Below are 20,599 nucleotides of genomic sequence, written 5' to 3' on the forward strand. Positions count from 1 at the left end.
AAATCACCCTTTGGCGTTTGCAAGCAGTAGCGCGAGTGCATCCAGCGTTTGGTCAACGTGATCCTTGGTGTGCTCACAGGAAAGAAAAAAGCGTAGCCGAGCACTTTTTTCAGGGACCGCAGGATACAGAATAGGCTGCACGTTAATGTGCTGTGCAAACAGCGCATGGGAGAGGTGTGCCGCGAGCGGCGAGCTGCCCACAATAACGGGTACAACGGCAGAGCCAATGCTATGGCCGGTATCCATTCCCCGCGCTTGCGCCTGCTCCAGGAAGTAGCGCGAAATTGCCTGTAGCTGGGTAACGCGTTCGGTTTCCTGGGGCATTAATTCCAGTACTTTAAGCGAAGGTGCAGCCACTTGGGCGGGCATGCCGACACTGTAAAGAAAACCGGGTGCAAAGTAGCGCAGTGTTTCGACCAGCGCTTTATTGCCGGCAATATAGCCCCCGCAGCCTGATAGCGTTTTGCTCATAGTGCCCATCCATATATCAACATCGGCTGGGTCAATCGCAAAGTGTTCTCGTAAGCCTAGCCCGGTGTCGCCCATGACGCCAAACGAATGCGCTTCATCGACCATCAGCCACGCCTGATGGCGCTGCTTTAGCTCAATAAAGCGGGGCAGATCGGGGATATCGCCATCCATGCTGTAAAGCCCTTCAATGACGACAAGAACGCGTTCAAATTGATGGCGATGGCGGCTTAATAGGGCGTCTAGCGCAGCGGGATCGTTATGGCTGAAAGACATACGCTTGGCGCCGGAAAGCTGCGCGCCGACCAACGAGCTGTTGTGGATGTACTCATCATGCAGCACAAGATCTTTCGGGCCTAATAGATAGCCAAGGGTCGACACATTGGTTGCGTGACCACTGACAAAAACAACCGCGTCTTCAACCCCATAGATATCGGCGATCGCTTGCTCTAGTTGACCGTGAATAGGTCGTTCACCGGAGACTACGCGACTGGCGGAAACGGAGGTGCCGTAGTGAGCCGCTGCGTCGGATGCCGCTTGAACAACCCGCGGGTCACCGGAGTAACCCAGGTAGTTATAGCTGGCGAAATTAATGCACTCATGGCCATCAATCACGCTGGTGGCACCGGCGAGGCCGTCATGGACTTTAAAAAACGGATCAATCAGCCCGAGCTGTTTTGCGCCCTGGCGCATCATGACTAGCTGTTGATAGCCCGGGTGGGCATCAAATCGTGTAAAGCGCTCGGGAACAGTCCGAGTGGCTTCGGCGCCTGATATAGCAGGCGCCTGGGTGCTGGCGGCACGGGGCGTTGGGCGCTTGCGTGCCTGTTCCAGCAGCTGTCGTTTCAGTTCAGAGCGCTTTACGGTCATGGTGTCTCGGTGGTAGATGTTGAAGCCGGCTCATTATTGAGTCCGTCCGCCCCGTGGCGAGCGGCCAGAGAGGCTAACGCATCTTGTGGCGCTTCTTCAACATCATTGTCATGCTGATGTAACTTTTGAATCAGCACACCGGCCAGTTTGTGCAGCGTAGACGCTTCACTCAACACCATCACCGGTACTTGTACGTTCAGGCGATTCTCGATGGCGGTCATCAATTCAACGCCCATAAGCGAGTCAAAGCCCATATCGTATACTGAGCGATGAATGTCGATTTTCTCTTCATCAATCAGCAGGATACTGGCTAGCTCTGCGCGCAATAGATCGGTAATGGTGCTATGCAGCTCTTCTGGTGAAAGATCGGCCAGTAGCGCGCTGATATCGTCATCGTGGTCAACGCTGCCGTCATCATCGCTGGTGCGGGCAATTTCGTTAAACCGTGGTGCCTGGGCGGTGGGCAGGAAGCGCGCTAGTGCGCCCCATTCCAGCTCAAGTACACCAAGGCTTGGCCCGGGCGTCAGCAACATTTGTTCAAGCACTTTAAGGGCGTCATCAGAGCGCAGCGCAGAACCGCCTAAGCGCTCTTGCAACGCATCGCGGGTGCGCGTGTTGCGTGCCAAGAAACCGACATCTTCAATAGCCCCCCAGCGTACGCAGGTAGCGGGTAGACCAGCGGCGCGACGGCGGGCAGCAAAGGCTTCTAGCCAGTGGTTGGCAGCTACGTAATTGGCCTGTCCTGGGTTGCCAAATAGCGTCGTCGCCGAGGAATAGAGCACAAAGAAGTCGAGTGAGATGTCCTGGGTAAGGGTGTCCAGATGACGGGCACCGTCAATTTTAGGAGCCAGCACCTTGTGAATACGCTCGGCATCTAAATTGCGAATCAAGCCGTCGTCGATCACTGTTGCGGCATGCACGATGCCACGCAACGGGCTAAGCTCGCGTTTCGCGCGCTCCATAACACTGGCTAGCGCGTCGTGATCGGTAATATCACAGGCTGCAGCCAGCACCGTCACGCCTTGGGCTTCGAAGGCCGCGATAGCGGCTTGGGCTTCTTCGCTAGCGGGGCCGCTACGGCTTAACAGGATAAGCTGGCGTGCGCCTTTACTGACTAACCATTGAGCCGTTTTTAGGCCAAAGCCACCCAAACCACCGGTTACTAGATAGCTGGCGTCGGCTGTGAGCGTCATCGTGCCAGTGCCTAATAGTTCGTTACGCGGTGGCGCAATAGGCTGTTCGTAGGTGACCACTACTTTGCCGATCTGACGTGCTTGCTGCATGTAACGGAAGGCATCAATCACTTGGTTGTGACTGAACGCCGTGAACGGCAGCGGGCTGAGTGTACCGTCGTTAAATAGCGCCATCATTTCACCGAACAGGCGCTGGGTGAGGGCAGGCTGCACTTTCATCAACTGGTCAGAGTCGATGCCGAAGTAGCTTAAGTTGTTACGGAACGGGCGCAGGCCAATATGAGTGTTTTCATAGAAGTCCCGTTTACCTAATTCCAGGAAGCGACCAAACGGGCGTAGTGCGCGGAGGTTTTGGTTAATCGCTTCGCCTGCCAATGAGTTCAGTACGACATCCACGCCTTCGCCTTGCGTATCCTCTAGGATCTCTTCGGCAAACGTCAGCGAGCGGGAGTCGTAGATACGCTCTTCACCCATAAGGCGCAGGAAGTCGCGCTTCTCTTCAGAGCCAACGGTGGCGTAGATATCGGCACCCAGCCACTGGGCAATTTGCAGCGCGGCGATACCCACACCGCCAGCGGCACCGTGAATCAGCACTTTCTCACCGGGCTCCAAGCGCGCCAGATGTTTTAGCGCGTAGTACACGGTGAAGAACGTGGTCGGGATTGTCGCGGCAGCAGCATAGCTGACGCCTTCAGGCAGAGGTGCGACAGCATTCTGGCTGGCAATGAGACGGTCGCTGAAGCTAGCGGGTCCAAAGCCCACGACCGCCTGGCCAGGAACGACGTGTTGAACATTGGCACCAACAGCAAGCACCTCGCCCGAGAACTCAAGCCCCAGGGTCGGCCCAGCGAAGCCATTTTCAATCGCTTCATCAGACAATAAGCCCAGGGTGTACATGACATCGCGGAAGTTGAGTCCCGTCGCTTTAACACGAATTTCTACCTCATCCGCGCCAAGTTCAGGCAGTGGGCGTGGCCGCCACTGTAGCTGACGCAATTGCCCGGGTAGGGCAAAGCCCAGCGTCATTGCCTGATGAGGCGCAGCGCTTGCCTGCTTGACCGGGTGAGGTGCGGGCAGGGTGCGCAGACGGGTAGCAAACCGCTCGCCTTCAAGCGTTATGACCAGCTCGTTTTCGCTATCTGGCGTAGCTAGTGACGCTACAAAGGCATTTAACGCCGCATTGCTGGGCGCGTCGGGTAGATCGATCAGTGTGACGCTATGGCCAACCGCTTCATTGGCGAGCGAACGACCAAAGCCCCATAGCGCGGCGTCATCGCCTGTACTGGCAGCCTGGGTTGCTAGCCAAAGCGTGACACGGCTGCCTTGGCCTTCAAGCCCACTGGCTTCTAATGCCAGTGACCACTGCTGTGCTGTGTAGCAGCGCTGAGTTTGAGCGGCAGTTGTAGAGCCCTTAAGCCCACGCAGGTCAATCACATTGAGTGCCGCAGGTACGTCTTGGCGTTCACCTAGTGCTGAAGTCAACAGCGCTTGTGGGGATTCGTCGCTGACGGCTAGCCATGTATTGGCGGTGTCTAACCGCTCTGCGAGTTGGGCAGCAAGTGCTTCGTGCTCAGTGTCAGAGACAATTAATTGGTAGGCCGCTGCTGCCGTTTGTGTCTGCGAGTCATTGGTGACTGTGTACTGGCCATGCAGTAGGTAAGCGCCATTCTCTTCCAGCTCAATCGGTGGCGAAATGCTAAGGCCTTGTTGCGCTAACCACTCGACCAGATTGTCTTGTTCCAGGGCGGTTTGGTCGATGCCAGGTGTGGCCAGTAAGTCGTCAAGCCAACGGCTCGGCTGAATTCCAATCACCATTACCTGAGCGCCTGGCGCAAGTTGGCTTGGCAGCGCTTCAATCAACTGGCGGGTGCGTTCAGGTTGGGTCACGTCCACGCTGATAAACGCCAGCTGGGCTTTCTGTGCATTGCTAAGCGTCGGCAGAGCCTCTTCCAGCGGCTGGATATCCATCAGCGGGAAACGCTCTTGAAGCTGTTCCGCCTGATGGCGAGCCGTGTCGCTGGTAGTGATGGCACGGTAGTGGTACGCATCGTTAGCGATAGCCGTGTTCGCTAGCTGTTCGAGCAGTCGCTGGCCAAGGGCTGGGGTGCAAGGGCCCGCTTCTAACAACTGCAGCCGCTGACCGGTAGGCAGTGTAGCTAGCGTAGCTTCCATTAAGGCGCCCAGCTCGGCGGCTAATACTTGCCAGCCGCTTTCGCCAATCAGGACGCGATTAATGCCTGCAAGGTGCTCAGCGGTAATGCCTAGGCTTTCCAGAGTGTCGTTGCCGCTGGTCAATTGCTCTCGGTGTAGCCCTAAGCGACCGACCATATGAATCGGGGCAAAATAATCGGGATAATCCTGCACCAGTAGCTGCCAAATGGTTTCCGGTGCGAGCTGATCTTCGCCAGCGTTAACATTAACACCCGCAAAGGCTTCGCTAAGGCTATCAAGTAGCGGTGACACTTCTTGGGCATAGCGTTGACCGGTGATGGCGGTAAACGCCTCGCTTAGCCCGGCCAGTCGGGCGAGCGCATGGCCTGGCAGCGAAAGTGCCGCCGTGTTCAGCGGAGCAGGCGTTAATTCAACATCCAGGTAGCTAAAATGCTGGTGATGGGCGCGGTTTAAGCGAATCGCCTTGAAGCGGGTTTCACTAAGCACGGCCACAGCGTTACCGGCTGCGTCATAGAGTTCGAAGTCGGCGGTGAAGGAGTGAGGCGCGCGCTTACCCATGACAGCTCGCGCCAGTACTGGGGCACCGGCTTCAGCATTCACCTGAATGCGCCCAACACGAACCGGCACGAAGGCTAGCTGGGCGGCAAACTCGTTGTGTTGAGCCAGCAGCGGAATAAACATCTGGAAAGCACTGTCCAGAATGCCTGGATGCAGGTGTAGCGTATCGAGCTGCGATTGGACGCTATCGGATAGGGTGATTTCCCCCATGACGCTGTCGCCTTCAATCCAGCCATGGCTAATGGCTTGGAACGCAGGCCCGTAATGCAGTCCGATACGTTCGGCCATCTGCAGGTGCTCGGCCAGGGTATAGTCGGGCGCGCGGTTTGGCAGGCTTGGCGCTTTTCGATTGAGCAAGAAGCCTCGGCTTTCGCGCATGCGGCGGGCAACGGCATTTAGCTGCCATTCGCTACCGGTGGCTGGCTCGCGGGAGTGGATGGCTAAGCGGCCGTCATCTGGGTCCAGCGTTAAGCGCATAGTGCGCCCGTTGTGGCCATCCAGCAGTAAGGGTGCGCGAATTTCCAGCTCTTCAATATCTAAAAGCGGTGTGTCTTTCTGCTGCAGAGCGGCTGCTAGCGTTAGCTCTACAAACCCTGCGCCCGGGAAGACAGCGCCTTCGCCGACGACATGATCGGCCAGCCATGGCTGGCGCTTGGTATCCAGCTGGCTCTCCCAGGTGTGATCCTGCTGCGCCAATGGGTAGCCAAGCAGCGGGTGCTGGTAATAGCGGGAAAGCAACCCTTGGCCATCGTTGGTGCCTTGCACCCAAAGGTGAGTGCGTTGCCAGGCGTAGTGTGGCAGCAGGACGCGCTGGCCTTCGACGGGGAAGAAGTGGTGACTATCGAAGCTTAACCCGCTTAACAGCACTTGGCCGAGGCAGCGGGTTAAGCCATCTGCCCCTGACTTATGCCGTTCAATGGTGCCTAGCACTAAGCCGCTGCGCTCTTGCTGGCGTAGAGAGTCGTTTAGATAGCGGCGCAGGATGGGGTGTGCACCGACTTCCACAAAGACATTGTAACCCTGCTCAATCAGCACCGTCGCGGCGTTGTCAAATAGGACCGGCTCACGAATATTGAGCCACCAGTAATGGGCATCCAACTGTGTGCCTTCACTGATGGTGCCGGTCACGGTGGATACATAAGGTATCTGGGTGGCGCGTGGACGAATGTCAGCCAAGGCTTCCACGACGCCCGCTTTGATGCTGTCCATGGCGGGGCTGTGGAAGGCGTAATCCAGTGGCAGGCGCTTTGCGAAGGTGCTCTGCTCGCTAAGGGCGGCCTCGATGGCGCTTAGCTGGTCACGGTCACCCGCTAACGTAATGCCTTTGGGGCTGTTAATGCCAGCCAGACTAATGTTGCTAAATTCGGCTTTTTCAAGCCAGGGGGCGATCTCTTCCGCGCTGATGGCGACAGCCGTCATTTCCCCAAGACCACGGGTTTTGCCCTGGTAGAAGCTGCGGTAATAAATAACTTTAACGGCGTCTTCTAATGTTAACGCGCCGGATGCCCACGCAGCAGCAACTTCGCCCACGCTGTGGCCGAAGACGGCGGTGGGCACGATACCCTTGGATTTAAGCCATTCGGTTAACGCGACCTGCAGTGCGAACAGGGCGGGTTGAGCGATTTCTGTGCGCTCAAAGCGGCCTTCTTCGCTGGACGCTTCCTGATTACGGCCCGCAAGCTCGTCACGCAGCGAAAAATCCCCATACTTCTGGAACAGCGCATCTACACGGTCAATGGCGTCGCTAAACGCGGGCTCGCTGTCTAGCAGGTCATGCCCCATGGTTTCCCACTGGCAGCCGTTACCATCGTAAACAAACACCGGGCCACGGGCGTTAGCTAAGCGCTCCAGTGTCACAACGCTGCTAGCTTCACCTTCCGCAAATTGGCTGAGCGCATTGGCAGCGGCTTCCGCTGTTTGGGCGAAACACAGTGCGCCAAAGGTGTGTTGTTCGCGGTGGCTGTTCAGCGTGTGGGCGATATCATAAAAAGCATGGTCGCTTTCGCGTAGGAAATTAGCTAGCCCACGGGCATTCGCCGCCAATGCTTCCTGGCTACGTGCGCTAATGCGAACGGGTAGCGCAACATCGGGCACTTGGCGGGGGGTAGGTGCTTTTTCGGGGGCACTTTCCAGTATCACGTGAGCGTTGGCGCCACCAAAACCAAAAGAGTTAACGCCAATGACCAAGCGGCCCTGCTTTTTGAGCGCTTGGGCTTTGGTGACAACGCTAATATTCCACTCATCAAATTTGATGCGTGGATTAAGGTTGCGTATACCAATGGTGGCGGGCACTTCACGGTGCTGCAGGCTGTACAGTGCTTTAGCAAGCCCGGCAACGCCTGACGCTGTTTCTAAATGCCCCAGGTTGCTTTTTACTGAGCCAATCAGCAGCGGTGTTTTACGATGCTTGCCGAGTGCTTCACCGATAGCTCGGGTTTCAATGGGGTCGCCAACGGCGGTACCGGTGCCGTGGGCTTCAAGGTAGTCGATCTCATCCGGCGAAATGCCAGCCTGTTCGTAGGCACGACGCATTAAGTCAATTTGAGCGCTGGGGTTGGGCACCGTCAGGCCAGATTTGTGGCCGTCAGTGTTCACCGCTGAGCCTGCTACCACGGCCAGGATATTGTCGCCATCGGCCACGGCTTGATCATAATCTTTTAGCAAAAACAGCCCGGCACCCTCAGAGCGCACGTAACCATTACCGGCTTCATCGAAGACTTGGCAGCGGCCGGTGGGCGAGAGCATGCTGGCTTTAGAGAAAATAATAAAACCATAGGGGTGCAGGTGCAGGCTGATGCCACCTGCTAGCGCCATATTGGTTTCGCCGCTGCGAATCGATTGGCATGCCTGGTGGAAGGCCACCATGGAAGAGGAGCAGGCGGTATCCAGCGACATGCTGGGGCCATGTAGATCAAAGACGTAAGAAAGCCGGTTAGAGGCGATACTTGAGGTATTACCTGTCGCGGTCGAGGCATCAATCGCCGCCATGTCATCGGCAAGGCGATAGGAATAATCAAGGCTTGCGATGCCAAGGAAAACGCCGCACTGGCTACCGCGCAGGGTGCTGGGCACGATGCCCGCGCTTTCCATGGCTTCCCAGCTAAGCTCTAACAGCATGCGCTGTTGAGGGTCCATATTTGCCGCTTCACGGGGCGAAATACCGAAAAACTCTGCGTCGAATCCGCTTATGTCGCCTAGGCTACCCGCGGCAAAGGTGACGCTGGTGCCGGGATGGCGTTTGTCCGGGTGCTGGAAAGCATCAAGGCTCCAACGGTCGGCGGCCACTTGGGTGACGAGGTCTTTTTCGGCTTGCAGGTCCTGCCAGAACGTTTCAGGTGTGGTGCCGGGGAAACGATGGGCGGCGCCGATAATGGCAACGCGTTTAGTCATTCTTGCTCCTGAGGTTCTGGTTCTGCCTTGATCACATCGCTACTTATATCGCGTCCAAACGCTCGTTTAAATAGGTAGACGCCAAGTTCGTTTGCTTCCAGCGTGCACGACGTGCGCTCAATGGGCGTCTTATCATGCAAATTTCGATCTACTTCCGTTGACCATATCATGTACGGAGTGCTGCTAGCAGGAGGCGAAAAGTGCCTATATGCGGCAGGCAGTATGGGTACGTGGTCACCGTACCAGCCCAGCAGCCCTGGTCTTATAGCAGAGTTTAGCGCTGCTTTAACGCTTCCGAGCATTTTATCTGATTCACCTAAATGGTGCAGGTAAACGGCCAAATCACGTAAATGATGCGGTAGTGGCCACGGCGCTGCTGGTAATGTTGACGCTGCCGTGGCCTTTTCCGGTGCTTCTAAGTGTAAAGGGCCGTGATTCTCCATAGTAATCACAAACACAAAGAGTGGCCTATTATCGTTATCTTCAAGCAGTCGTCCAACTCTTCGTGCAACGGCTTGGTCGCCAATGTACTGACCATGCTTATCCTGGCTTTCGAATTCGCCAATGTCGATAAACGTCTCAAACCCTAGTTTGGGAATAACGCTGTCCCGCATATAGAAGGTAGCGGGATAAGGATGCACACAAACAGTTCGATAGCCTTGGGCTTTAAATGCGCTGGCAATGCTGGGCAGTGTGTGGCGCGACAGCGTGCGGTAAGGGTTAAATTGGCGTGGCCCCCAGGTATCAGGTGCTATGCCAGTTAAAACAGCACATTCGGTGCGCACTGTGTTTGCGCCCCATGCGGGCACATTCAGTGCTCCCTGCACAACAGCTTCCTTGCAGGTAGCATCATAATTCGGCAGTAAGTCAGCGGCAATCTCGCTACACCATGGGCGAGGATCAAAAAACGACTCGCTTTGTACCAGTACAACGTTTGGCTTGGCCGCATCGGCGTCTAGCTCAAGGCTGTGCTGATCAAGTGACTGATGTTGAGCAAGTGGCTGAAAGGGCGATGCATCGGCTGTGGGCGGTTGTGAGCGCATCAGGGCGATGCCGTATGCCCACAGGCTGGAAAATAGCCCCAGTCGATCTAGGTCAGTGGTCGGGTTAAGCGTAATAGACGGTAGCTTGCGCCACCCCAGCCAAACGAGCAGCGTACCGGTTGCTATCAGCATTAGGCTATTCACTAGAAACGCCGTGCCACCCCATTGGCCGATTAGCGATGGTTCAAAAACCAAAAAGCTCCCAATGGCAACCGCACCGGCGCTGCTGGCGGCAATGGCGAGACCAATGCCGAAAAAAGGCACATACAGGCGCGGGTGCAAAATAGCATCCCAAAAGTATTCAAAATCGTGGCAGATAAAAGGTTCGTTCAGCGTGCGTGATTTAGTATTGCTGGACTGCACGACCACGAGCTGCAGCGATAAGATGAAAACAACAGCAAACCAAGGGCGTAGCAGAAGCAGCATAAAGGCGCCAAACAGCAGTAACCAGCTACCAAAGTGCAGCGTATTTGCCGCTATGCCACGTTTCCAAAACGGTTGTGGGCGAGGGCTCAGCAGTGCCTCGAATAGCATACTACCTAACAAGCCTACTAACAGTGGGCTAAGAAACGTGGATGATAGAAAGAACGCCACGCTACGCGCCCCCGGTATGATTAAAGCCAAGACGTTTGATAAGCCATTGAGAAATGTTCGCCGGTAGCACGGCTAGCCACCAAGTACCGAAATTCAGCGGGAAGGGAAAGCTAATGCGAGCGCGGTTAGCGGCGATGCCTCGTTGTATGGCGTGAGCGGCTCGCTCTGGCGGCCACTCCCAAGGCTTCGGGCCGGGCATGGCGTTGCACATGGCGGAAGTAACATAGCCAGGCATTACCACGGTCACACCAATGCCGTGGGGTTCAAGCAAGCCTCTTAAGCCCTCTCCGTAGGCTTTAATACCTGCCTTGCTAGCGCTGTAGCTTGGCGTTGTTGGTAGCCCATGCCAGGCCGCTAACGAGCTAATAAACACCAATTGACCGCTGCCCCGTGCTTGCATAGCAGGAACTAGCCGCTGCGCCATTGCAATGGGGGTTTTCAAGTTGACATCGAGCAGCGCCTGAACCTCGTCCCAAGGTTCTAGCGTGCTTGCGCTGGGATGAGTATTGACCCCCGCATTGGCAATCACAATATCTGGAACGTGCTCGGCACATAGCGTATCGAGCCAGTCGTTGAGCTCGTTCTGGTCGGTTAAGCTGGCTGATGACAACGTCACCTGTGCACCTTTTTCGCGACATGCCATCGCCAAGCCTTCAAGCGCCTGCTGATTGCGGCCGTGTAGCACCAAGTGCGTAGCCGGAGCTGCATAAGCACGGGCCAGCGCCCCGCCTATTGCGCCAGTGGCACCGGTGATCAGCACGCAGCGGGAGGCATTAGCAGGGCAAGAGGTCGTTACACCGTTCGCAGCAACGTTCACAGCAACGTCTCCAGGGGTGAAGGGCAGGCTTCTAGTATACGCGCTGCGTTGTTCACCGCTAAATCGATACTGGGTTGGCAGTAAAAACCACCGTTGATTTGCGTAGTGTGCATCACCGTATTGCGAAAATAGCCAAACAGCGCTTGGCTGGGCAGCGGTGGTTGGTGCCAAAACTCGTCTAGCGAGCCTTCGTAGGTGAGGCCCGCTAAATTGTAGATGGGGTCGCTGAGGGCAAAGGTAGGGCACTGCTTTTCAAGGGACACAATGCCGACCGTGCTGTTCACTGTGACGGTGCCTGCGGCGTGTTTAAGCAATGGGTTGAGATTGCCTGATTCCAGGTAAACGATGCGCCCATGTAGGCCGTAAAAATCTTCCAGCCGTTTAATGATGTTCGGGTAATTAACCAGCCCCATATCCAGCGGGTGGTTTTTGATACATAACAGCGCATCGCTAGGGGCGTTTAGCGCAAATGACCCCATAACGTGATCCATCACCTCTTCCATATTGGCATAAGGTGAGTGGTCACGAATCTGTGCATCGGTGTTGAGCTGCAACGGCAACATAAAATAAGGCTTGCCGCCTTCGATAAGGTTTTTTATCCGCGTAGCATCACGCCTTTTCCAGTACTTAAGTAAAGTGAAGCGTTTGGCGTAGCCCGCATACTCCACCGGCGCAGTGATAGGCGCATGGTTACGATAGTGGGGAGCCACCAAGGGGTTCGCTAACCCCGCTAGGTGGTAGCACATGTCGTGAGCGGCACGGATTTTAAAAGACGAACGAAAGCGAACCGGGGCAGGGAGCTTGGGCAGCGCTTTGCCTGTTTCAAAAAACCACTTGGGATCTCGGGGCAGTAGCGAGTGGCCATTAACACCCTCGCGTTCAAGAGTAACCCAAAAAGGGCGAAAGTAGCCTTCTTCAAAAACGTGGGTACGAATGCCAGCCGCGGGTGCTAAGTCAACCGCTGGGCGGTGAATCGGACGCCGGTCACCAAATAGCACCTGATCGGTAATGCTGTAACGCTGCCACAACGACTGGATATAAGCCGGTAGCTCGCTTAGTGGGCCACGAAACAAATGGTTTTGGCTGTGGGTGCGCTGCCAGTAGGCGATATCGCCAGCGTTGAAGTTAACCTTTACCACGCGATGGCCATCGTCGGTTAGCCGACGGGCAAGACGCTGGTAAAAGGGCGAGCAGACGCCTTGGAGAAATAAGAATGCACGCTTTTGCTTCAACTTAATGACTTCCAATGAATAAGTTACGATAGCAGCGATATAGCCGCTGCTTCCATGTAAGCATATGTTTTTGAGACTTAACTTTTTCTAATTTAGCCTGCTCCAGCAGGCTGACTACTGTTTCAGCATTACACAGTTGCCGAGAGCCGGGATCGACGTAGCTTGGGTATAGAAGCAGTGTTCCTGCGACTAGCGCATCCAGCGACAGCACACGGTTGCGTCGCGAACACTGCATAGCATCCTGGGTTAGCCCCCAGCCAGCGTAAAACGGCAGGCCATAGGTGTATACTTGGCGTCGACGAAGTAGCGCTTCAAAGCCAGTCAGCGAACTCATGGTATGCACGGCATCAACGCGTGCTAACAACACGGTGATATCGATAGAACTAGCGTCGAGATCATACAGGCGTTTGGCGTTGGTATCGAGTGCTCCGACACGCGCGCCGGAAATCACATCAGGGTGGGCTTTGTAAACAATAAAAGCATCGGGGTTGCTGTCCCGCACGGCTTTTAACAGTGCACTGTTGGTACTTATCTCTGGCGAACCTGTTGCAATCGACGCATCGCTTTCCACTTGGCCTGGCACTAAAATAATGTGTTTGTTGGCGGGTAGTTCAATGGCTTCTTTGCCCGGTACATTATATTTGGAAAGCTTCAATGCGACCAATCGTTCGCGCAATCGTTCCGCTCGCTCTAACAAGTCATCGCTGAAATCAGCGGTATTCAGCAACGTTTCTAGCTCGCTGGGCTGGCTGGGATCGTAGTAGATGCCCTGTCGATCAATGACCAAAGAGAGCGGCTGAGCGAGATCCACCCCTAAACCTACGGAGCGTATAAAGCCGTCTTCCATTCGCCATAACGCCGCTATATGGTCACGGTGGCGGGCTTTAAAGTCATCGTTAATACGACTGGACCACACCAGTAAATTGGGTTTTTCAACATCCGCTGAGAAAGCGACTGGCAGCTCTTTTTGATAATTGACTTTTGCCGCTGGGCCCAGGAAGTGGCCAATGAAGCGCTTCTTCCATGAAGAGAAGCCACAGGCTAACCACTCACCACGCAGGCGCTCTTGCTGGCGCTTTTGATCGGCAATCAGGGCAATCGTTTCTTCCAGCGTTGTGGCCTTGCCCGTGTAGGGATTGGCATATCGGGGGTAACGAAGATAGGCGGCGGCAAATACCTCTTCCAAGCGCCGAGAGGCTTGTCTTCGTGTACAGCTAAGCTGATCGTGCGTTAACCCCCATCCTGCATAGAAGGGCAGGCCAAAGCAGTGTACTTGCTTACCTGCCATCAAGGCTTCGAAGCCTAACTGGCTAGTGACGACATAAACGGTTTGAACTCGGTCAAACAGTGCCCAAGGGTTAATGTTATCGCTGATGATATGGCAGCGAGGGTTATCGTGAGCGTCTGCGAGATGCCCGAGCTTTTTGCCTGCGATAACATCAGGGTGTACTTTAACCAAAACATCGGCATCAGGATGATTGGTTAAAGCGCAGGCTAACATTTGCCGAAAACTGTCTGCGTTAGCGCCGCCATAGTGAATAGAGGCATCGCCTGCCGTTTGATCCACCACCAACACGCTGTCAGCCCTAGCATTGTCAGCTCTAGCATTGTCAGCCCTAGCATTGTCAGCCCTAGCACCGTCAGTCTTAACACTGCCAGCTTCAACCGCGCTGCTTCTAGCAACGGGAAGCGGGTAATCAGGCGCGTGGTTGTATTTCGATAGGCGATAACGTGATAGTTGCTCAATGCAGCGCCTGGCCTGGGCAAGCTCTTCGGCGTCAAAGGTGGCATGATTGAGCCAGTTTTCTAAATCACTAGGGCGAGAGGCGTCATAATAGATACCCGTGTAATCAACGACTATGCTATGAGGCTGATAGCCTTCGACGCCTAATCCTAAAGAACGAAGAAAGCCATCCTCAAGAGCGACATACGGTAAGCGATGACGGGCGGCATAATGGCGAGCACCCTCACTCGTGGGCTTGAGCCCCCAGCCAATAACCGCACTCGGTTTAGAACTCAGTGGCCTAATGCGTGAAAAATGCGAATATTCGGGCAAAAAAGAAGCAAGCGCGTTGATCTTGGTAATACCGGGAGATGTATAGCCTGCCGTTAGTTTTGCCATGAAAGAGCCGAAATAGTGTCAAAAACATGCGTAAATATAAACGCAAACATTTAAAGCGGCGAACATACGTGAAAAGGTCTAGGTTATCAATTAAGCCTAAAGTGGTCTTACGGTAAGAGGGTTTGCTGTTACACAATGATACATATCAAAGGTGCAATCACGTTGAATTTCACCAACGCGCACTTCTTCCTCTATTTTGTTAAGTTGTCGGTTTATGGCGCAATTGGGACTGGCTCATTGGACGAGCAAGTAGCAAACGTTAATAACAAGGTGGTGATTGGTGCGTCTGGCTGCTGCCTGCAAAAGATTGATATTTAGGAAGTCGATGCTGAGTAAATCAATCGTTAGTTCTTTAAAAGGCCGGCTGCTGCTGGGGCTTTTGTGTGCGCTACTGATACTGGCTGGGCTGGTGTTGGGAATGGCGTGGCAGGTGGGGAAAACCATGGTGCAAGAAGCCAATATGGCCCACATGCGTTATGAAGCCGACCTGATTGCGGATGAAGTTACCCAGCAAATCGACCACCGTATCCAAGCGTTAGAGCGGCTAAACGACATTCTTGGAATGACCAATGATCCTGAATGGCTTGGCTATGAGCTGCGCAAAAACGACGCACTACTGGCATGGTTCGATGCCATTGTTGTGAGCAATAGCAGCGGCAGAATTGTGTCTGATTGGCCGGCAGTGGCGGGGCGTGTGGGCCTGGAAACAGCCGACCTTGAATACTATAAAATGCTGCAAGGTACGCAAAGGCCTTACGTTAGTGAGCCATTTGTGGGGCGGGCTAGCGAGATGCCCATGGTGCTAGTCAGTGTTCCCCGGATAGATAACGACGGGCGGTTCGCGGGCATGATTGGTGGTGTTGTCAGCTTAAATAGCAGTGGGTTATTCAAACGCCTAGCAACTATTCGATTGGGTAGCGAAGGCTATGCTGCGGTTTCTACTGCAACTGGCCGAGTCTTGTATCATCCGAATCGAGCGCTAATTAATAACGATAGCTTTGATGCAACGACTATTCCGCTGTTGGACTTAGCGCTCGACGGCTGGCAGGGCGATGGCGTTGGTAAGTTGCTTGATGGCCGAGTTGGCCTACAGTCCTATGCACAAGTGTGGTCAGCAAGCTGGGTGGTGGGGCTTTATCTTCCTTTGCAGCAAGCTCAATTACCGTTATCTGGTTTTATCCATAAGCTATGGTGGATTTGGTGCGCCGCTGCGGTATTAATGATGCCTCTTTTATGGTGGTTGCTGGCACGTATTTTAACGCCATTGAACCTGCTGGAAGCACAAATTGGTGACGTAGGGCTAGGCCGCCGTTCTGGCGTTGATCTTGCGACCAATATGCAAGAGCTACAAAAAGTAGCCAGTACCTTTAATCGTGTTGAGAACGAGCGTCAGCAGCTCGTTGGACACCTTCAAGAGCGTGAAGCATTTTTGGATTCGGTGCTTAATGCCTCGCCCCAAGGAATGTTTGTCGCTGACTTTGGCGGCGACATTACCTATATGAACCCCGCGCTACTCGATATCTTGGGTATTGAGCCTGATCTGCCTATGGAAGCCTGGCTTGAGCAAATCCATATAGATGATCGTTCCGGCGCGAAAGACATGTGGATACATAGCTTAAAAACCGGCAATGACTATGTGCGTCAGCTGCGCTTTATACGCAGTGATAATGAGATACTTTGGCTTGAGATTCATGCCCGTGTGGTCATGCTTTCCCAAGGGGGGAACTCGCTTGGCTTGGTCGGGGTGGTAAAAGACATTACTGAGCGCCGGGAGCAGGAAGCGCTTCAACGTTGGGAAGCCGAGCATGACCCATTAACTGGCCTGCTCAACCGCCGTGGGTTTGAGCGCCGTCTTGACGAAGCCTTTGCCGACTTTCAGAAAACCAGCACGCCGTCAGCGCTGCTGCTATTCGACCTTGATCACTTCAAGCCCATTAACGATGAAGGTGGGCATGCATTAGGGGACGAAATGCTGCGCCGTATTGCCCAGGTAGTCGCGTGGGAAGTCCGTCGCAGTGACCACGTAGCCCGCCAAGGTGGCGATGAATTTGGGGTGCTGCTGCCGAGCTGTACTTTAGGCCAGGCAGAACGTATTGCTGAATCGTTACGCCAAGCGGTGAGTGAAGTGTCGGTTTCCCACGAGGGTAAAGAGTACACCGTAACGTTGAGTATTGGGGTGACCTGCTTCGATGAGAACGACACTAACTACAACGTGGCACTTTCCCGCGCGGATGCCGCCAGTTACGAAGCCAAAGCCCATGGGCGTGATGATGTGGTGGTCAAGCTGTCCAAGGCACCTGATCCAATGTCGGTGTTTGATTAGCGGTGACATTGGCACTGCATTTGGTCTTTGCGTCTTCGGGGTAGCCTTCTGTTAAGGCCGTTATTTATTTCCATCAGTCGACAAACCTCGAATGACGGTAGAATATAAGCGCCTGCTTATTCGAATGAGAGTGCTTTCGTGAACCTACTTGAGCTGTTTTCCCGCACGCTGGATACCACGTTGCCTGTTTTTGCCATGGTGTTCGTCGGCATCGGCTTAAAGCGCCTAAAATGGATCGACAGGGAATTTGTCTCTACAGCGTCCGCTCTCGTTTTCAAAGCAACGCTCCCCACGCTGATTTTTTTGAGTTTAATAAAAGCCGATCTAAGCGTTGCATTAGATGTACCTTTGCTGCTGTTTTTTGCCGCCGCGACACTTGGCCAGTTCCTGATCAGTTGGCTATGGGCCAGCTATCGGGTGCCTAAAGCCGACCGCGGTATTTATGTACAGGGCGCGTTTCGGGGTAACTGCGGCATCGTCGGGTTAGCACTGGCGGCGGGAATGTACGGTAACTACGGGCTTTCGGCCGGTAGCCTGCTGCTTGGCGTAGTGATTGTGATGTATAACGCGCTTTCGGTAGTGGCCCTGGCGGCCTACCAGCCCGGGCAATCGACAAATTGGCGTAGCCTGTTAAAGCATATCGTCACTAATCCACTGATTATCTCTGTAGTCGCCGCGCTGCCATTTACAGCGTTTTCGATTCCACTGCCCAGCTGGCTGATTACCTCCGGCGACTACTTCGCCTCGTTAACGTTACCGCTAGCATTGATCTGTGTCGGCGCCACGCTCTCGGTTGCCACCATGCGCAGCGGCAGCCAAATCGCATTAAGCGCCAGTAGCATGAAAATGATTGTGCTGCCGCTGCTCTCCACGCTAGCCGCATGGGCGGTAGGGTTCTCTGGAGAAAAGCTAGGCTTGTTATTTCTATTCTTCGCCAGCCCAACCGCCGCCGCCAGCTTTGTGATGGTAAAAGCAATGAACGGCAATGTAGCGCTGGCTGCCAATATCGTCGCGATGACTACCTTAATGGCCAGTGTCACCGTCACCACCGGTATCTTTGCGCTGCGCCTGTTAGGCTGGATTTAACTGCGCGGTTGGCTGACACTCTCCAACGCGCTATACTATGCGCCCCATAAGTCCCTGTAGCTCAGTAGGATAGAGCAGCCGCCTCCTAAGCGGCAGGTCGCAGGTTCGACTCCTGCCAGGGACGCCAACGGCCATTCTTGAGACGTCCTGAGAAGGCCTAAAAAAGAGTACAATACTCTGAAATACAAGGTTTTTGGCTCCTCATTGTTCCTCGCTGTTCCTTCCAAATCCCGCTGCTAAATGGTATACAGAATGGTATATGCCTCCATTCGAAGATGCTCGGTATACCTCCATGGCACTAACTGTTCGACAGATAAACTCAACCAAACCTAGCACGAAAATTTTAGCGCTCAACGATGGCCAAGGATTAGAACTTAGGATCTGGCCCGATGGCCGCCGAGGGTGGCGTTTGCGCTACACACGTCCTAATGGCAAGCGCAACATGATTAGCCTTGGAAAATACCCGGAAGTAAGCCTTGCTGAAGCCAGAGAGAAGCGGGCCGATATCAGGCGGCTAGTATCCCAAGGTGTCGATCCCGTTGAGCAAAAGCAAAACGATAGGCGGCAGCAACAGTACGCAGCACAAAACACGTTTGAGGTGCTGGCCATGGAGTGGCACGCGAGCATGGTGCCGCGTTGGAAAGAGACCTCTAAGCGAGCCAACGATAGTAAGCGTGTGCTGGAAATGTACGTTTTCCCGAAGGTGGGTAGTCGCGCCATTGAGAGCATTTTGCCCCTTGAATGGCTGGAAATCCTGCGCACGCTGGAAGACTTGGGGAAATTTGAGCAAAGACGCCGCCTACACGCCTTCTGCAGGGATATCTATCGCTACGCCATCATAACGGGAAGGGCTAGTTTTAACCCTCTCACCGACCTCAATACAGCGCTTAAACCCTATAAACGAGGAAGCTTTCATCACATATCTCAGGAGGAGCTACCCGAGCTTGTGCGTGATATTGAGGAATACGATAAAAGCCCGATGGTGCGTATCGGCTTAAAGCTATTGTTGCTGACGGCTGTGCGCCCAGGTGAGCTGCGCATGGCTGAGTGGAAAGAATTCGACCTACAAGCCGCTGTTTGGAAGATCCCCGCCGAACGTATGAAGATGGGAAGGGCGCATCAAGTACCTTTGCCCACTCAAGCTATTCACGAATTGCGCTATCTGCACAAGTTAACGGGCACATTCAAATTACTGTTTCCTGGTCGCAACAACCCCCGTAAGCCGATATCCGATGCCGCCTTTAATATGGCATTAAAGCGTATGGGCTATGAAGGGAGACACGTACCCCACGGCACCCGCCATGTTGTGGCCACCGGCTTAAAAGAGCTGGGTTACCCCAGAGAATGGATAGAACTACAGCTATCGCACAAGCTGCCTGGCATTGAAGGCGTTTATACCCATGCCCAGCACATGGCACCGGATCAGCGGCCCGCCATGATGCAGTTTTGGGCGGATTATCTTTTTGGTACAGAAAGGCAAGAAGACGGTTTAGTAAAATGATGGGGTTAGGGGAGAAGTGTCTTAACTGCAAGACAATGATGCGCATCGAGGAGCGTATTAAACCATCCGATGATAAGCAGGTAGCTCTTTTAAGGTGCTTTGGATGTGGAGCATATTGGCGTGTTGATTTAACCCTTTCTTCCGTGCGCTCGTACAAATACAAAGAAAAGAAATATAAGAAAAGGCCCAGAAATGAGAAGCCAATTAGACCTAAATTTCCCTTTTTGCCCATCTACAGCGATGAATATATGGTCGCAGATGGACTGTATGGGTTAGGGGAGAAATGCCCTAAATGTGAGTCGGATATGCGGATAAGAACCAGTAGGCGCGTCTCGGAGAGTTTTAAAATCATTTACCTCAGATGTACCAATCGAAAATGCGGTACTGGGCAAAAAGTGGAATTAAGTGTTTCCCCATTCTACGAAGAATGAGCCAGCTTTGAACAACGCTGGCCTTTTGGGTGAATAGTATATGGGCTATGGATTAATTCGTTGACGAAAGGCGATGAGTGAAAGGAGTTAAGGAGCTTAAGCATACCCATGATTCAGAGAGTGAGCACGACGGCACAGCCTGTAAAACGCTTCGTCATTACCGGCGGCCCTGGGTCAGGAAAGAGTACCCTTCTTGAAGCACTTGCGGCTGTCGGCATTAAGCATATGCCGGAAGCCGGGAGAGCCATTATTCAGGATCAAGTGGCCATCGGGGGCGATGCATTGCCTTGGGGAGATAAAGAGGCCTTCGCCGATCTGATGTTGAGCTGGGAACTGCGCTCGTGGCATGAAGCGGCCGAGATCGAGGGGCCTGCGCTGTTTGATAGGGGCGTTCCCGATGTGATCGGCTATAGGCGAGTCGTGGGCCTATCGGTGCCGGATCACGTATGGCGCGCCGCCGAGCAGTTCCGTTATGCGCCAACTGTGTTTGTGGCACCGCCGTGGGAAGCTATTTTCGCTGGCGACGCCGAACGTAAGCAGAGCTTTGCTGAGGCGTGGGCTACTTGGGAGGCAATGGTCGCCACTTATGACGAGCTGGGTTATACCCTTGTCGAATTGCCCCGAGCCAGTACTGTCGAGCGCGTAGCTTTCGTGCGCGAAAAGCTAGATTGTTGAATTTTTAGATACACATCCAAGCCCGCTGTCACGCCCGTGGCAGCGGTTTTTTTTGGGCCTGTGAAAACTCAATGTTGTATTCCGTTGTGCGAGATTTTTCGCACAACGCGCCCTTGTGGCGGGC

General features: G+C 54.1%; 11 protein-coding genes and 1 tRNA gene. 6 read left to right on the top strand and 6 right to left on the bottom strand.

Features of this window, described 5'->3' with window-relative positions:
- Positions 1-3: 3 nt before the first annotated feature.
- Genes HVE01_RS06815 through HVE01_RS06840 form a run of 6 tightly spaced genes read right to left on the bottom strand, consistent with a single transcriptional unit; the run spans position 4 to position 14,459 of the window.
- A complete protein-coding gene (locus HVE01_RS06815; protein ID WP_146943142.1) occupies positions 4-1,338 on the bottom strand; it encodes an aminotransferase class I/II-fold pyridoxal phosphate-dependent enzyme in 1,335 nt (444 codons plus the stop codon).
- Positions 1,335-8,651 carry a type I polyketide synthase gene (locus HVE01_RS06820; RefSeq protein ID WP_146943144.1) on the bottom strand — a complete coding sequence of 2,439 codons (7,317 nt, stop codon included), beginning with the start codon at positions 8,649-8,651 and terminating at the stop codon, positions 1,335-1,337. Before HVE01_RS06820 ends, HVE01_RS06815 begins: the two co-directional genes overlap by 4 nt.
- On the bottom strand, positions 8,648-10,288 hold the full coding sequence (locus tag HVE01_RS06825) for an LTA synthase family protein (RefSeq protein WP_146943146.1): 1,641 nt from the start codon (positions 10,286-10,288) through the stop codon (positions 8,648-8,650). Before HVE01_RS06825 ends, HVE01_RS06820 begins: the two co-directional genes overlap by 4 nt.
- 1 nt (position 10,289) lies before the next feature.
- Positions 10,290-11,105, bottom strand: a complete 816-nt coding sequence (locus HVE01_RS06830; protein ID WP_146943148.1) for an SDR family NAD(P)-dependent oxidoreductase — start codon at positions 11,103-11,105, stop codon at positions 10,290-10,292.
- Positions 11,102-12,337 carry a capsule biosynthesis protein gene (locus HVE01_RS06835; protein ID WP_146943150.1) on the bottom strand — a complete coding sequence of 412 codons (1,236 nt, stop codon included), beginning with the start codon at positions 12,335-12,337 and terminating at the stop codon, positions 11,102-11,104. The genes HVE01_RS06830 and HVE01_RS06835 overlap by 4 nt, the downstream gene beginning before the upstream one ends.
- A 1-nt stretch (position 12,338) precedes the next feature.
- Entirely contained in the window at positions 12,339-14,459 is a 2,121-nt protein-coding gene (locus HVE01_RS06840) for a capsular polysaccharide biosynthesis protein (RefSeq protein ID WP_146943152.1), read from the bottom strand.
- 325 nt (positions 14,460-14,784) lie between these two features.
- Between HVE01_RS06840 and HVE01_RS06845 the strand changes: the two genes are divergently transcribed.
- The 6 genes from HVE01_RS06845 (at position 14,785) to HVE01_RS06870 (ending at position 20,475) form a co-directional block, all read left to right on the top strand.
- Positions 14,785-16,782, top strand: a complete 1,998-nt coding sequence (locus tag HVE01_RS06845) for a sensor domain-containing diguanylate cyclase (RefSeq protein ID WP_146943154.1) — start codon at positions 14,785-14,787, stop codon at positions 16,780-16,782.
- 138 nt (positions 16,783-16,920) lie between these two features.
- Entirely contained in the window at positions 16,921-17,868 is a 948-nt protein-coding gene (locus HVE01_RS06850) for an AEC family transporter (RefSeq protein ID WP_125749705.1), read from the top strand.
- A 50-nt stretch (positions 17,869-17,918) separates the two neighbouring features.
- Positions 17,919-17,995: transfer RNA gene (locus tag HVE01_RS06855), tRNA-Arg, on the top strand.
- A gap of 132 nt (positions 17,996-18,127) precedes the next feature.
- Positions 18,128-19,369 carry a tyrosine-type recombinase/integrase gene (locus tag HVE01_RS06860; protein ID WP_146943155.1) on the top strand — a complete coding sequence of 414 codons (1,242 nt, stop codon included), beginning with the start codon at positions 18,128-18,130 and terminating at the stop codon, positions 19,367-19,369.
- A gap of 248 nt (positions 19,370-19,617) precedes the next feature.
- Positions 19,618-19,800, top strand: a complete 183-nt coding sequence (locus HVE01_RS20160; protein ID WP_422822486.1) for an ogr/Delta-like zinc finger family protein — start codon at positions 19,618-19,620, stop codon at positions 19,798-19,800.
- Between the two features lie 108 nt (positions 19,801-19,908).
- Positions 19,909-20,475, top strand: a complete 567-nt coding sequence (locus tag HVE01_RS06870; protein ID WP_146943159.1) for an AAA family ATPase — start codon at positions 19,909-19,911, stop codon at positions 20,473-20,475.
- Positions 20,476-20,599: the final 124 nt, after the last annotated feature.

Source organism: Vreelandella venusta (assembly GCF_007989605.1).
Taxonomy (GTDB): Bacteria; Pseudomonadota; Gammaproteobacteria; order Pseudomonadales; family Halomonadaceae; genus Vreelandella; species Vreelandella venusta.

What these genes read in the sequence shown, in the direction of transcription:
- HVE01_RS06815 (WP_146943142.1), bottom strand. Translation starts at nt 1,338, where the DNA reads ATGACCGTAAAGCGCTCTGAACTGAAACGACAGCTGCTGGAACAGGCA.
- HVE01_RS06820 (WP_146943144.1), bottom strand. Translation starts at nt 8,651, where the DNA reads ATGACTAAACGCGTTGCCATTATCGGCGCCGCCCATCGTTTCCCCGGC.
- HVE01_RS06840 (WP_146943152.1), bottom strand. Translation starts at nt 14,459, where the DNA reads ATGGCAAAACTAACGGCAGGCTATACATCTCCCGGTATTACCAAGATC.
- HVE01_RS06845 (WP_146943154.1), top strand. Translation starts at nt 14,785, where the DNA reads ATGCTGAGTAAATCAATCGTTAGTTCTTTAAAAGGCCGGCTGCTGCTG.
- HVE01_RS06860 (WP_146943155.1), top strand. Translation starts at nt 18,128, where the DNA reads ATGCCTCCATTCGAAGATGCTCGGTATACCTCCATGGCACTAACTGTT.
- HVE01_RS20160 (WP_422822486.1), top strand. Translation starts at nt 19,618, where the DNA reads ATGGTCGCAGATGGACTGTATGGGTTAGGGGAGAAATGCCCTAAATGT.
- HVE01_RS06870 (WP_146943159.1), top strand. Translation starts at nt 19,909, where the DNA reads ATGATTCAGAGAGTGAGCACGACGGCACAGCCTGTAAAACGCTTCGTC.